This window comes from Pseudomonas sp. Larv2_ips (assembly GCF_963879675.1).
In the GTDB taxonomy this organism is placed as follows: domain Bacteria; phylum Pseudomonadota; class Gammaproteobacteria; order Pseudomonadales; family Pseudomonadaceae; genus Aquipseudomonas.
Window position 1 is genome coordinate 1,276,891 of the sequence record NZ_CAWOAW010000014.1, and the last position, 13,871, is coordinate 1,290,761.

Below are 13,871 nucleotides of genomic sequence, written 5' to 3' on the forward strand. Positions count from 1 at the left end.
TGAGCCCGAGCGAGGTGCCGAGTGGTGGGGCAAGAGCCCTTTGGTTACTTTGGGGCTTTTCCAAAGTGACCCGCTGTAAGAGCGGAACCGATATCAGCCATCACCCAAATAACGGATATACCCCCAGCGACCCCGCGCCAACCACCGTCCAGACAGTATGGGTAAATACACCGCCCACCCAGGGCCTACTTGGGATACAACGGCGGCAAGCTGGTGGTATCCGTCGCCGGGTCTTGCTCTCGCTCGGCAACCGGGATGGCCTTGACCGCACGCCAAAGGTCTTCACCCAACCAGAAATGGCCACTTTCGCTGTAGAGCGCACCATTCAACCCGTCCAGCGCATCGGACAACGGCACAAACCGCGCCGCCATGTCGGCCAACGTCTCCGGCTGTTGCCGTGCCCAGGCATCCAGCGCCTGGCGCGTGGCCTGCGGGTCGTTGGCCTGGGTTGCGCGCTTGAGGTCGTCGAGCAGTGAGCGCGGGCTCGGGCCCGTCTGAGCGGCCCGTTGCACGGCCGGTTGCCGACGCGCACGCCACCACAGGCCGAAGCCCAGCAGCGTGGTGCAGGCGAAGATCAACGTGCTGAGCTGCCACAGCCACAGGCGGTCATCGTCTGGCGCGGTGATCACGGTCGGCGTGGCGGGGGTGTCGACCACCAGGCTCGGGTTGGTCGCCACTTGCAGCGTGCGGGCAGGCAGGCTGGTGCGTTCGAGGTGATCCTCGTGGGTGTTCCACCACACCACCTCGACGGCAGGCAGTTCGATGGCGCCGGCGCGGGTCGGCACCAGGGCTTCGCGGTCTTCGCGGCTGGCGGTCAGGCCGTGGTCGTTGTTCTGGTTGCCCAGCACCGGCTGGTCGGGGTAGCGGCGCAGGCCATTGATGTCGGTGCTGGGCAGGGCCGGCAGTTGTGCGCTGGACAACCCTTCGGCCTTGACCGTGAGGCTGCGGGTCAGCGAGTCGCCGACTTGCACGTGCTCGGGCTCGGGGTTCCAGGCTTGCGTCAGGCTGAGGCTGCGGGCCGGTATCCACGGCGCGTCGGCCGGGTACAGCGCCGGCTTGGGTTTGACCGTCAGCGCAATTTCGGCTGAGCTGACGTGAATCAGCTTGCCCGGCTTGGTGCCCTGCAGGGTGTTTTCCTGCGGCGGGCGCGATTCCACCAGCGTGGCGCTGAAAGTCTGCGCCGGAATCACCAAGGCGCCGCTGTGCTGCGGGTAGATCGCATAGCGGGTTTCGATCACGCCATGGCGAATGCTGTTGATGACTTTTTCATAGGTGCGCGACTCGCCCAATTGCTCGATGCGCGCATCGGGAATCTGCAACGGCGTGAGGCTGCTGTCGTCGTACAGCGACACCGAGTGGTACACGCGCACGGTCAGCAGCGCCTGGGCCTGGACGTACACGCTGCTCTGGTCGAGGTTGGCTTCGATGAATACCGGGGCCAGCTCGGCGCTGGTGTTCTGGCTTGCGGTTTCGACCACTTGCAGGCTGATTGGCTGGGTCTTGAGCTCGCCCACTTGCAGCGGCGGAATCACCACGGTGCCGTTTTCCTTGGGCAGCAGGGTGATGATCCAGCGCGTGGTGGCGTGATTGTCGCCGCCCAGGGTGGTCAGTTGGTTGATCTGGCGAGTGCCGCTGACTTCAAACTGCGCATCCAGCGGCGCCAGGTCCGGCTTGCCGAATTGGGTGACGTCGCTGGACTCGACTGTCAGCTCCACCGTTTCCCCGGAATTGAGGCGGCTGCGGTCGACGCTGGCGACCAGGTTCGCCGCCTGGGCGTGGCCTGCCGTTAACGCGAGCAGGAGCAGAAGGGTGGTGCGGCGGCTCATCGAGTCTTGTCCTGATGTTGTTGCTGTTCGTACCAGAATTTGCGCCGCAGCAGTTCGCCGGGGTTGTCCGGGATTTCCCGCAGCCATTGCTCCAGGGCCTGGCGATGCTCGCCGTCGATACTGGCATCGGCGGGGCGCAGCGGCGGGGTGGTGGTGTGTTCGTCGCCCAGTTCGCTGCCCGGTACGTCGTTGCCGCCAGCTTTGGGCGTGCCACCGGTCTGGGTATCGCCGGTGCCGGCCTCGCCCTGACCTTGGGGCGACTGTTCTCCACCCGTGGCACTTTGCCCGCTCGTGCCCGGTTGCGCAGTTTGGCCGGGTTGGGTGGTTTCGTCATCTTCCTTTTTTTGCGGCTTGGCGGGCTCGGGCTGGGCCTTTTCCTGGATCAGCGCTTCGACCAGCGCTTTGTTTTTCAGCGCCGGTTGCAGGTCGGGTTGGGCTTCCAGCGCCTGTTCGTAGGCGTCAATCGCGGCTTCCAGTTCGCCGGACCTGGCCAGGGCATTGCCGCGGTTGTAGTGGGAATAGGCGTCATTGCTCAGCGCAAACCGCTTGATCGCCTCGGCGTAATTACCCGCCTCGTACAGGGCAACGCCCTGCCATTGCGGGTTTTCGAAGTGTTCGGCGGCTTCGGCCGGGCGTTTTTTCTTCAGCAGGTATTGGCCCTGTTGGTCGGGACGCAGCCACAGGTCCTGAAAATCGAAGGCATAGCTGGGCTGCGGCGCGCCCATTAACAGCAACGGCAGGCAGAACAGCCAGCCGCGGCGCCCGGCGCAGGCCGCGAGCAACAACAGTGGCAGCAGCAGCCAGTAACCCTGATCGGCCCAGGTGTCGAGGTGCAATAACTGGCCGTCGTTGCGCAGGGTCTGCGGGCCGTCGAGCAAGTTGAGTTGGCGCAGGTCCTTGTCGTCCAGGCGCGCGGCGCGGTAGCGGCCGCCCATTTCGCTGGCAAACGCCTTGAGGGTCGGGCTGTCGAGGCGCGGCACCAGAATCGCGCCCTGGTCGTCCTTGAGGAATTCGCCGCTTTCCTGGGTCACCGGCGTGCCTTCGCGGCTGCCGATGCCGAGGATCGACAACGTCGGCGCCTGCGCCCCTTGCAGCTGCAGCCGAATGCCCTGGCGTTCCTGCTTGGACAGCGATGAGCCCACCAACAACAGGCGCCCTTGGCCGAGGCCGCCCTGCTTGAGCAAACCCAGGGCTTTCTCCACGGCGAGGTCGGCGCGATGGCCGGGCTCGGGCATGATCGAGGGGCGCAGGGCTTCGAGCAGGTTGCGGCTGGTGCCCAAGTCATCCGACAGCGGCACCAGCGTGTGGGCGCTGCCGGCATACACGACGATGGCGGTCGGTGCATCGGCGCGTGCTTGCAGCAAGTCATAGAGCTTGCGCCGGGCTTGTTCGAGGCGATTGGGCGGGCTGTCGGTGGCGAGCATTTCCGGGGTCAATTCCAGCAACACCACCAGCGGGTCGGCGGGTTTCTGGCTGGATTGTTCAACCCGTTGCCAACTGGGGCCAAGCAACGCCAACACGGCCAGCAGCCAGGCGATGCCCAGCACCACCCACGGCGATTTGCTCTCGCGGCCATTGCCGCCACTGAGCAGTACCGCATGAAATGCCGGCGGCAAAATTATCTGCCAGCGCCCGGCGCGCTTTTGCCGATGCCACAGCTGCCACAGCAGCCAGCCGAGCAACGGCAACAGCAACACCCACCAAGGGCGGAACCAGTGCGGCCAGAGGTCGATCATCGACGCCTCCGCAAACGCAGGCGTTTGAGGCGCTGGCGCCATTCAGGGTGCTGTTGCAGGAAATTGCCCTTGGTCGAGAGTTTATGCAAGGCGCGTTGCAGCGCGTTGTTGGGCCAGCGTTCCTGGATCACCAGCAACATGCTCAGAACCAGCGCAAGGGCCAATGGCGCGCTGTACAGCGCCTGGGCAGGACGCGCCTGGGTCGGTTGCTGGGCAACGGGCTCAAGCTGGTCGAGGGTTTGCTTGATCTTGAGCAACTCGTCGCCGTCGCGGGCGCGGAAATAGCGGCCACCGGTGGCGTCGGCGATGGCCTTCAACGCGGGCTCGTCGAGGTCCAGGCTCGGGTTGACGCCCAGAATGCCCAGGGAACCGGTTTGCGCCGGATCGGCGCCAATGCCGATCGGGTAAATCTTCACGCCTTCTTCAGCGGCCAGGCGCGCGGCGGTCAGCGGGTCGATCTGGCCGGCGTTATTGGCGCCGTCGGTGACCAGAATCAGCACGCGGCTTTGCGCCGGGCGCTGGCGCAGGCGTTTCAGGGCCAGGCCGATCGCGTCGCCGATGGCGGTGTTTTTGCCGGCGATACCGATGCGCGCTTCGTCGAGCCAGGTGCGCACGGTGCGCCGGTCAAAGGTTAGCGGTGCCTGCAGGTAGGCCTGGCTGCCAAACAGGATCAGGCCGACGCGGTCGCCTTCACGGCTTTCAAGGAAGTCGCCGAGCAAGTGTTGCACCAGGCTCAAGCGGCTGACGTCCTCGTCCTGCCAGTGCATGTCGGGGAAGTCCATCGAACCGGACACGTCCACCGCCACCAGCAGGTCGCGGCCGCTGGCGGCAATCGGCAGCGGCTCGCCGAGCCATTCCGGGCGCGCGGCGGCGGTCAACAGCAGCAACCACATCACCACAAACGGCGCCTGCTGGCGCCAGCCGGGCAGGTTGACGCGTGCGCGACGGCGGGCCAGGCCTTCGAGGTCGGCGAGGTAGCTGACTTTTAACGCCGGCTCACCGCTGTCGGCCACCGGCAAGACAAGCCGCATCAACCAGGGCAATGGCAACAGGGCGAAGATCCACGGCCAGGCGAACTCAAACATGTTTGCGAATCCAGGTGTCGACGGCTTGGGTCAGGCCGGCGATGGCCTTGTCGTCGAGTTTGCATTCGGGTTTGTAAGCGCCTTCTACCAGGACCATCCAGCGCGTGAGGCCGGCAGCCGGGCAGCGGTTGTCGAGGAACGCCAGCCATTTGCGGCCATTGAGGGTGTGGCTCTGGCTGTAGGGGTAGTCGTTGCGGCACAGGCGCTTGAGCAGGCCGTTGAGTTGCTGCAGCCAGGCACCGGCGGGCGCGCCGTCGTAGGGTTTGGGCATCAACGCCAGCTCGGCGAGGGCGGCGATGCGCAGTGGGTCCAGCGGTTGTTCGGCGCGGGCCACCGGGCGGCGCTTGGGCAGGAAACGGCGCAGCGACCACAGCCCCCAGCCAAGCAGCGGAATCACCAGCAGCAACAGCCACCACCCTGGCGCAGGCGGCCAGAATCCGATTGCCGGCGGGGCGATCAAAGGTTGCAGTTGGTCGAGGCTGCTCATTGCTTTTTAACCGGGCGTTGCGGGTTGAGGTATTCGCGCAGTTGCTCGACCATTTCGCTTTGCGTGCTCAATGGCATCAGCAGGATTCGCAGCTTTTGCGCCAGCAGCTCCCAACGCGCGATGCGGGCTTCGGCCTGGGCTTTGTAGGCCTGGCGCAAGTCGAAGTTCAGCGTGTCGAGTTCCAGTTGTGCGCCTCGCTCGGCAAAACGTAACAGCCCGGCGGCAGGCAGGGCATGGTCCAGCGGGTCTGAAATCGGCAACAGCAGCAGGTCGCAGTGCCGAGACAGCAGGCTGAGTTGTTGCTCTGCGCCTTCGGTCAGCGCGCGCTCGTCGCAGATCACAATCACCAGGCTGCCTGGGCGCAGCACTTCGCGGCCACGGCGCAGCGCCATGCCCAACGCGTCGGCTTCGGGGCGGCTCTCGGTGTTGAGGCTCTGGTTGACGCGCACCAGGCGGTTGAGCAGTTGCAACAAGCTTTGTTTGCTGCGCCGGGGTTTGATTTCGTAGTGTTCGTTGTCGCCAAACACCAGCCCGCCGACGCGGTCGTTATGGCCCAGCGCTGCCCAGCCAATCAGGCTGGCGGCTTGCGCGGCGAGCACTGACTTGAACATTTGGCCAGAGCCGAAAAACAGCCGGCAACTTTGCTCAACCATGATGAAAATCGGGCGTTCGCGCTCTTCGTGGAACAGTTTGGTGTGCGGCTCCTGGGTGCGCGCCGTGACGCGCCAATCGATGGTGCGCACGTCGTCGCCGGCCTGGTACACGCGCACCTGGTCGAAGTCGACGCCACGCCCACGCAGCTTGGAATGGTGCAGGCCGATCAGCGGGCTGCGCTGGCTCGGTGTGGAAAACAGCTGCACTTCGCGCACGCGGTGGCGCATCTCAATCAATTCGCTGAGTGTGACGCGGATGCCATCGCCTGCGTTCATGGGGTTCAAGCGACGGCAACGACGTCGAGAATGCGTTGCACCACACGGTCCTGGTCGATGCCGGCCGCTTCCGCTTCGAACGACAGGATAATGCGATGGCGCAGCACGTCGAACAGCACCGCCTGGATGTCTTCCGGGCTCACAAAGTCGCGCCCGGCCAGCCAGGCGTGGGCACGCGCGCAACGGTCGAGGGCGATGGACCCACGTGGGCTGGCGCCGTAGGCGATCCACTCGGCCATCTCCGGGTCGAACTTGGCCGGGGTGCGGGTGGCCATGACCAGTTGCACCAGGTATTCCTCCACCGCGTCGGCCATGTACAGGCCGAGGATTTCCTTGCGCGCCGCGAAGATCGCCTGCTGGCTGACGCGGCGCTCGGGTTTGGTTTCACCGTTGAGGGCTTCGCCGCGGGCTTGTTGCAGGATGCGCCGTTCGACGGCGGCGTCCGGGAAGCCGATCTTGACGTGCATCAGGAAACGGTCGAGCTGGGCTTCGGGCAGTGGGTAGGTGCCTTCCTGCTCGATGGGGTTTTGCGTGGCCATCACCAGAAACAGCGGCGACAGGTCGTACGTGCTGCGGCCCACGCTGACCTGGCGCTCGGCCATGGCCTCGAGCAATGCAGACTGCACCTTGGCCGGTGCGCGGTTGATTTCGTCCGCCAGCACCAGGTTGTGAAAGATCGGCCCCTGCTGGAACACGAAACTGCCGGTTTCCGGGCGATAGATCTCGGTGCCCGTGATGTCGGCGGGCAGCAGGTCGGGGGTGAACTGGATACGATGGAACTGCGCTTCGATGCCTTCAGCCAACTCTTTGATGGCCTTGGTCTTAGCCAGGCCCGGTGCGCCTTCGACGAGCATGTGGCCGTCGGCCAGCAGGGCGATCAGCAAGCGATCAATGAGTTTTTCCTGGCCGAGAATCTGCGTAGAAAGAAAAGTTCGCAGCGCGAGCAGCGCTTCACGATGTTCCATCGATGACGGTTCCTGGAGAGATGAGGCCGGGCGTTGATAAAAACGCCGGGCCTGGGGCGCTTACTTTAATGCATCGAGGGGGGTGGCGACTAACGGCGTGACGGGTATTTTTGGCAAATCTTGTAGGAAATTTGTATGGGAACGGCGCCAATGTAGGAGGGGGCTTGCCCCCGATAGCGGTGCATCAGTTTATACATCTATAACTGATCGACTGCTATCGGGGGCAAGCCCCCTCCCATATTTGATCGTTGGTGCAGCTTAGATTCGCGTGAACGTACCAGTGCCCTTAAGAATGTTCTGCAAGGTTTCTTCAACTTCAGCCAAATCCGACGCGGCGGTGCTGTGGAGAATTTCCAGATGATCCTTGCCCCCCAGCGCATCGGCATCGCCCGCAGCCAACTCCACCCGCAACGTCGTGTTGCTCAGCGTGACTTTCAGGCCATCCAGGGTCGACGGCTCGTAATCCCAGGTCAGTTCTACTTCCTCTTCATCCGGGTAACGGGTGAGCATGAACATCTCGCCGTTTTTGCCGTGGCAGCAGAGCATGGCCATGTTGTCTTCTTCTTCGTCGCACGGGGTGGCCATCAGTGCGTCAGTGTTCAGTTGCAGCATGGGAAATCCTGTCTGGGGGAGGGCGCAGCGCGCCAATTGTGCCATCGCCGCGAATTTTGTGCTGCATCGTGTGTCAGACCCAGTGCATGACCTGACGGGCAATACCAGTCATTTTCGGTACTCGAAGGCTTGAAAACAGGCGGTTTTTCTTCGGAAAAATCCGGGTTGCTCAAGTCGCAACCCCAAGCCTGCGTACCGATGACCGAATATGTCGCAGCGTCGCAAGCAGCTGTCTTCCTACACTCGTTAAGCTGCGCAACGGATGTGCCCTGTGCCGGGAGTCTGACCTGCCCGTCGTACCGTCGCCCTGCACGATGTACATCTTATGGAAGTTGTATGTGACCTCATTGTCTTGTCCAGCTTCACCCACCTGTCACTCTGAATTCGTTACTGTAGACCGCGAACAGAGCTGACGGTCTCCCCGCAAGGGGATAACACGCGACGCTTCCATCAATAACAAGCCCAAGCGGAGTACCACAGATGGCGTTCTTCACCGCAGCCAGCAAGGCCGACTTCCAGCATCAACTGCAAGCGGCACTGGCGCAGCACATCAGTGAACAGGCACTGCCACAAGTGGCGCTGTTTGCTGAACAATTTTTCGGCATCATTTCCCTGGACGAACTGACCCAACGTCGCCTTTCCGACCTGGCCGGTTGCACCTTGTCTGCCTGGCGCCTGCTTGAGCGCTTTGATCACACCCAACCGCAGGTGCGGGTCTACAACCCCGATTACGAACGTCATGGCTGGCAATCGACGCACACCGCGGTCGAAGTGCTGCACCATGACTTGCCCTTCCTGGTCGACTCGGTGCGTACCGAGCTGAACCGTCGTGGCTACAGCATTCACACCCTGCAAACCACCGTGCTCAGCGTGCGCCGTGGCAACAAGGGCGAGCTGCTGGAAATCCTGCCTAAAGGCACCCAGGGCGAAGGCATTCAGCAAGAATCGCTGATGTACCTGGAAATCGACCGCTGCGCCAATGCCGCCGAACTCAACGTGCTGAGCAAAGAGCTTGAGCAGGTACTGGGCGAAGTGCGCGTGGCCGTGGCTGATTTCGAACCGATGAAAGCCAAGGTCCAGGACCTGCTGGCCGGTATCGACGCCAGCCAGTTCAGCATCGACGGCGAAGAAAAAGCCGAGATCAAGAACTTCCTCGAATGGCTGGTGGGCAACCACTTCACCTTCCTGGGTTATGAAGAGTTCGTGGTACGTGACGAGGCGGACGGCGGGCATATCGAATATGACGCCAATTCCTTCCTCGGTCTGACCAAGCTGCTGCGTGCCGGCCTCACCGCCGAAGACCTGCGCATCGAAGACTACGCCGTGGCCTACCTGCGTGAACCGACCGTGCTGTCGTTCGCCAAGGCCGCGCACCCAAGCCGCGTGCATCGCCCGGCGTACCCGGACTACGTGTCGATCCGCGAGATCGACGCTGATGGCAAGGTCATCAAGGAACACCGCTTCATGGGCCTCTACACCTCCTCGGTGTACGGCGAAAGCGTGCGAGTGATTCCGTACATCCGTCGCAAGGTCGCGGAAATCGAACGCCGTTCGGGTTTCCAACCCAAGGCTCACCTGGGCAAAGAGCTTGCTCAAGTGGTTGAAGTGCTGCCGCGTGACGACCTGTTCCAGACCCCGGTCGACGAACTGTTCAGCACCGTGATGTCGATCGTGCAGATCCAGGAGCGCAACAAGATCCGCGTGTTCCTGCGCAAAGACCCGTACGGTCGTTTCTGCTACTGCCTGGCCTATGTGCCGCGCGACATCTATTCCACCGAAGTGCGCCAGAAGATCCAGCAAGTGCTGATGGATCGCCTGAAAGCCTCGGACTGCGAATTCTGGACCTTCTTCTCCGAGTCCGTGCTGGCCCGCGTACAGCTGATTCTGCGGGTTGACCCCAAGAACCGCCTGGACATCGACCCGCTGCAACTGGAAAAAGAAGTGGTCCAGGCCTGCCGCAGCTGGCAGGACGACTACTCCAGCCTTGTGGTCGAAAGCTTCGGCGAAGCCCAGGGCACCAACGTGCTGGCGGACTTCCCGAAAGGCTTCCCGGCCGGCTACCGCGAGCGTTTTGCCGCGCATTCGGCCGTGGTCGACATGCAGCACCTGAACAGCCTGACCGAAGCCAACCCGCTGGTGATGAGCTTCTACCAGCCGCTGGGCCAGGTCTCCGGCCAGCGCGAGCTGCATTGCAAGCTCTACCACGCTGACACGCCGCTGGCACTGTCCGACGTGTTGCCGATCCTGGAAAACCTTGGCCTGCGCGTGCTGGGTGAATTCCCGTACCGCCTGCGCCATGCCAATGGCCGCGAGTTCTGGATTCACGATTTCGCCTTTATCGCTGCCGAAGGCGTGAACCTGGATATTCAGCAGCTCAATGACACCCTGCAGGACGCGTTCGTGCACATCGTGCACGGCGATGCCGAAAACGATGCGTTCAACCGATTGGTTCTGACTGCTGGCCTGCCGTGGCGCGACGTGGCACTGCTGCGTGCCTACGCGCGTTACCTCAAGCAGATCCGCCTGGGCTTCGACCTCGGTTACATCGCCAGCACCCTGAATAACCACACCGACATCGCCCGCGAGTTGACCCGGTTGTTCAAGACGCGCTTCTACCTGGCGCGCAAGCTCACCGCCGATGACCTGGAAGACAAGCAGCAACGCCTGGAACAAGCGATTCTGACTGCCCTGGACGACGTTCAGGTGCTCAACGAAGACCGCATCCTGCGTCGCTACCTGGACCTGATCAAGGCCACCCTGCGGACCAACTTCTACCAGACCGACGCCAACGGCCAGAACAAGTCGTACTTCAGCTTCAAGTTCGACCCACGCGCGATTCCTGAGCTGCCCAAACCGGTGCCCAAGTTCGAAATCTTCGTGTACTCGCCGCGTGTTGAAGGCGTGCACCTGCGCTTTGGCAACGTGGCACGTGGCGGCCTGCGCTGGTCCGACCGTGAAGAAGACTTCCGTACCGAAGTGCTCGGCCTGGTAAAAGCCCAGCAAGTGAAAAACTCGGTGATCGTGCCCGTCGGCGCGAAGGGCGGCTTCCTGCCGCGTCGCCTGCCATTGGGCGGCACCCGCGACGAAATCGCGGCCGAGGGCATCGCCTGCTACCGCATCTTCATCTCGGGCCTGTTGGACATCACCGACAACCTGAAAGACGGCGCCCTGGTGCCGCCGGCCAACGTCGTGCGTCATGACGACGATGACCCGTACCTGGTCGTGGCAGCGGACAAGGGCACTGCGACCTTCTCCGACATCGCCAACGGCATCGCCATCGACTACGGCTTCTGGCTGGGCGACGCGTTTGCTTCCGGTGGTTCGGCCGGTTACGACCACAAGAAAATGGGCATCACCGCCAAGGGCGCGTGGGTGGGTGTGCAGCGTCACTTCCGTGAGCGCGGCATCAACGTGCAGGAAGACAGCATCACGGTGGTCGGCGTCGGCGACATGGCCGGTGACGTGTTCGGTAACGGCTTGCTCATGTCCGACAAGCTGCAACTGGTCGCGGCCTTCAACCACCTGCACATCTTCATCGATCCAAACCCGAACCCGGCGACCAGCTTCGTCGAGCGCAAGCGTTTGTTCGAGCTGCCGCGTTCGGCCTGGACCGACTACGACACCAGCATCATGTCCGAAGGCGGCGGTATCTTCTCGCGCAGCGCGAAAAGCATTGCCATCTCGCCACAGATGAAAGAACGCTTCGACATCCAGGCCGACAAGCTGACCCCGACCGAGCTGCTGAACGCCTTGCTCAAGGCGCCGGTAGACCTGTTGTGGAACGGCGGCATCGGCACTTACGTCAAGGCCAGCACCGAAAGCCATGCCGACGTGGGCGACAAGGCCAACGACGCTTTGCGTGTCAACGGCAACGAGCTGCGCTGCAAAGTAGTGGGCGAGGGCGGTAACCTCGGCATGACCCAACTGGGCCGTGTGGAATTCGGCCTCAATGGCGGCGGTTCCAACACCGACTTCATCGACAACGCCGGTGGCGTGGACTGCTCCGACCACGAAGTGAACATCAAGATCCTGCTCAACGAAGTGGTGCAGGCCGGTGACATGACCGACAAGCAGCGCAACCAGCTGCTGGCGAGCATGACCGACGAAGTCGGCAACCTGGTGTTGGGCAACAACTACAAGCAGACCCAGGCCCTGTCCCTGGCTGCGCGCCGTGCCTACGAGCGTGCTGCCGAGTACAAGCGTCTGATGAGCGACCTGGAAGGCCGTGGCAAGCTGGACCGCGCCATCGAGTACCTGCCGACCGAGGAGCAGCTCACCGAGCGCGCCTCCAACGGCAAGGGCTTGACCCGTCCGGAGCTGTCGGTGTTGATCTCCTACAGCAAGATCGACCTCAAGGAAGCCCTGCTCAAGTCGCTGGTGCCGGATGACGATTACCTGACCCGTGACATGGAGACCGCGTTCCCGCCGAGCCTGGTCGCCAAGTTCGGCGAAGCCATGCGTCGCCACCGCCTCAAGCGCGAGATCGTCAGCACCCAGATCGCCAACGATCTGGTCAACCACATGGGCATCACCTTCGTGCAGCGGCTCAAAGAGTCGACCGGCATGAGCCCGGCGAACGTGGCCGGTGCCTACGTGATCGTGCGTGACATCTTCCACCTCCCGCACTGGTTCCGTCAGATCGAAGCCCTGGACCACCAGGTTTCCGCTGACGTGCAACTGGAGTTGATGGACGAGCTGATGCGTCTGGGCCGCCGTGCCACGCGCTGGTTCCTGCGCAGCCGTCGCAACGAGCAGGATGCTGGCCGTGACACCGCGCACTTTGGTCCGCACCTGGCCGCGTTGGGCCTCAAGCTCGACGAACTGCTGGAAGGCCCGACCCGTGAAGGCTGGCAGAACCGCTACCAGGCCTACACCGAAGCGGGTGTGCCAGAGTTGTTGGCGCGCATGGTTGCAGGCACGACTCACCTGTACACCCTGCTGCCAATCATCGAAGCCGCCGACGTGACCGGGCATGACGCCGCCGAAGTGGCCAAGGCCTACTTCGCCGTCGGCAGCGCCCTGGACTTGCCATGGTACTTGCAGCAGATCAGCGATCTGCCGGTGGCCAACAACTGGCAGGCCGCGGCCCGCGAAGCCTTCCGCGATGACGTGGACTGGCAGCAACGCGCGATCACCATCGCTGTTCTGCAAATGGCCGACGCGCCACACGACATGGAAGCCCGTGTGGCCCTGTGGCTTGAGCAGCATCAGGACATGGCTGATCGCTGGCGCGCCATGATGGTGGAAATTCGTGCTGCGGTTGGCACGGACTACGCCATGTATGCCGTCGCCAACCGTGAACTGCTGGACCTGGCGTTGAGCGGTCAGTCGGTGCTGCAACCGGCTTGATCCTGCGGTAAAACAAAAGCCCCCGTCTCGTGAGAGACGGGGGCTTTTTGTTTCGCCACGATTGACCAAACACCCTTGGCCACACGTGGGGGCGGCTTGCCTGCGATGGCGGTCTTTCAGTGAAAGATGTGCAAACTGACCCACCGCTATCGCAGGCAAGCCAGCTCCTACAATGGATCTTTGTGCGATCGATCTACAGGGTAATGCTTAAGGTGGCCGGTAACGCTGATTCTGCTCGTGGGATGTGGCGTGGTTAAATGAGCGCTGTGCTCAACACAATCAGATCAAGTGAGGGTGTATGCGACTTTGTATTTTCTCGGGTTCAAGCCCGGGCCGATTGCCGGTGTATGCGCAAATGGCGGCTCAATTGGGTGAGGCACTGGCCAAGGCGGGTATCGGCGTGGTCTACGGTGGCGCCTCGGTCGGCTTGATGGGGGCGGTGGCTGACGCCGCGCTGGCCAATGGCGGTGAAGTGATCGGGGTCATGCCAGCGTTTCTGGCCGAGAAGGAACTGGCGCACACCGGCCTCAGAGACTTGCGGATCGTCAGCTCCATGCACGAGCGCAAAGCGCTGATGGCCGAGCTTTCCGACGGCTTTATCGCGTTGCCCGGCGGCATCGGTACGTTTGAAGAGCTGTTTGAGGTCTGGACCTGGGCGCAACTTGGCCAGCACGCAAAACCTTGCGCTCTGCTGAACATCAACGGCTTTTACGACGGCCTGGCCACGTTTCTCGACTCGGTTGTCAGTGAGGCGTTTCTAAAACCCGTGCACCGCAACATGCTGATCGTGGAACCGAACGTGGAGCGTTTGCTGGCCGCCGTGTTGAGTTACCAGGCGCCCAAGGTGCCCAAGTGGATCACGCGAGAAGACACCTGATGCCG

Annotated in this window: 9 protein-coding genes; 2 read left to right on the top strand and 7 right to left on the bottom strand. The window is 62.8% G+C overall.

What is annotated here, in order from left to right; all coding sequences use genetic code 11:
* Positions 1-185: 185 nt before the first annotated feature.
* The 7 genes from AACV02_RS12500 to AACV02_RS12530 all read right to left on the bottom strand — a co-directional run bounded on the left by AACV02_RS12500 (position 186) and on the right by AACV02_RS12530 (position 7,640).
* Positions 186-1,826, bottom strand: coding sequence for a BatD family protein (locus tag AACV02_RS12500; protein WP_119739929.1), 1,641 nt, complete (start codon positions 1,824-1,826; stop codon positions 186-188).
* The gene (locus AACV02_RS12505) at positions 1,823-3,562 is read right to left on the bottom strand and encodes a tetratricopeptide repeat protein (protein ID WP_119739931.1); all 1,740 of its coding nucleotides are present in this window, start codon (positions 3,560-3,562) and stop codon (positions 1,823-1,825) included. Before AACV02_RS12505 ends, AACV02_RS12500 begins: the two co-directional genes overlap by 4 nt.
* Positions 3,559-4,647 (bottom strand): vWA domain-containing protein, encoded by a 1,089-nt coding sequence (locus tag AACV02_RS12510; RefSeq protein ID WP_106580491.1) that lies wholly within the window; start codon positions 4,645-4,647, stop codon positions 3,559-3,561. The genes AACV02_RS12505 and AACV02_RS12510 overlap by 4 nt, the downstream gene beginning before the upstream one ends.
* Positions 4,640-5,134 carry a DUF4381 domain-containing protein gene (locus AACV02_RS12515; protein ID WP_119739933.1) on the bottom strand — a complete coding sequence of 165 codons (495 nt, stop codon included), beginning with the start codon at positions 5,132-5,134 and terminating at the stop codon, positions 4,640-4,642. The genes AACV02_RS12510 and AACV02_RS12515 overlap by 8 nt, the downstream gene beginning before the upstream one ends.
* Positions 5,131-6,063 (bottom strand): DUF58 domain-containing protein, encoded by a 933-nt coding sequence (locus AACV02_RS12520; protein ID WP_106580489.1) that lies wholly within the window; start codon positions 6,061-6,063, stop codon positions 5,131-5,133. The genes AACV02_RS12515 and AACV02_RS12520 overlap by 4 nt, the downstream gene beginning before the upstream one ends.
* Before the next feature lie 5 nt (positions 6,064-6,068).
* On the bottom strand, positions 6,069-7,028 hold the full coding sequence (locus AACV02_RS12525) for an AAA family ATPase (RefSeq protein WP_003174327.1): 960 nt from the start codon (positions 7,026-7,028) through the stop codon (positions 6,069-6,071).
* Between the two features lie 258 nt (positions 7,029-7,286).
* Entirely contained in the window at positions 7,287-7,640 is a 354-nt protein-coding gene (locus AACV02_RS12530) for a hypothetical protein (protein WP_106580488.1), read from the bottom strand.
* Positions 7,641-8,120: 480 nt separating this feature from the next.
* On the opposite strand from AACV02_RS12530, the gene AACV02_RS12535 reads away from it, so the two are divergent.
* Both AACV02_RS12535 and AACV02_RS12540 read left to right on the top strand, forming a co-directional pair.
* Entirely contained in the window at positions 8,121-12,989 is a 4,869-nt protein-coding gene (locus AACV02_RS12535; RefSeq protein WP_119739935.1) for an NAD-glutamate dehydrogenase, read from the top strand.
* A 298-nt stretch (positions 12,990-13,287) separates the two neighbouring features.
* The gene (locus AACV02_RS12540; RefSeq protein ID WP_119739937.1) at positions 13,288-13,866 is read left to right on the top strand and encodes an LOG family protein; all 579 of its coding nucleotides are present in this window, start codon (positions 13,288-13,290) and stop codon (positions 13,864-13,866) included.
* Positions 13,867-13,871: the final 5 nt, after the last annotated feature.

What these genes read in the sequence shown, in the direction of transcription:
- AACV02_RS12500 (WP_119739929.1), bottom strand. Translation starts at nt 1,826, where the DNA reads ATGAGCCGCCGCACCACCCTTCTGCTCCTGCTCGCGTTAACGGCAGGC.
- AACV02_RS12505 (WP_119739931.1), bottom strand. Translation starts at nt 3,562, where the DNA reads ATGATCGACCTCTGGCCGCACTGGTTCCGCCCTTGGTGGGTGTTGCTG.
- AACV02_RS12510 (WP_106580491.1), bottom strand. Translation starts at nt 4,647, where the DNA reads ATGTTTGAGTTCGCCTGGCCGTGGATCTTCGCCCTGTTGCCATTGCCC.
- AACV02_RS12515 (WP_119739933.1), bottom strand. Translation starts at nt 5,134, where the DNA reads ATGAGCAGCCTCGACCAACTGCAACCTTTGATCGCCCCGCCGGCAATC.
- AACV02_RS12520 (WP_106580489.1), bottom strand. Translation starts at nt 6,063, where the DNA reads ATGAACGCAGGCGATGGCATCCGCGTCACACTCAGCGAATTGATTGAG.
- AACV02_RS12525 (WP_003174327.1), bottom strand. Translation starts at nt 7,028, where the DNA reads ATGGAACATCGTGAAGCGCTGCTCGCGCTGCGAACTTTTCTTTCTACG.
- AACV02_RS12530 (WP_106580488.1), bottom strand. Translation starts at nt 7,640, where the DNA reads ATGCTGCAACTGAACACTGACGCACTGATGGCCACCCCGTGCGACGAA.
- AACV02_RS12535 (WP_119739935.1), top strand. Translation starts at nt 8,121, where the DNA reads ATGGCGTTCTTCACCGCAGCCAGCAAGGCCGACTTCCAGCATCAACTG.
- AACV02_RS12540 (WP_119739937.1), top strand. Translation starts at nt 13,288, where the DNA reads ATGCGACTTTGTATTTTCTCGGGTTCAAGCCCGGGCCGATTGCCGGTG.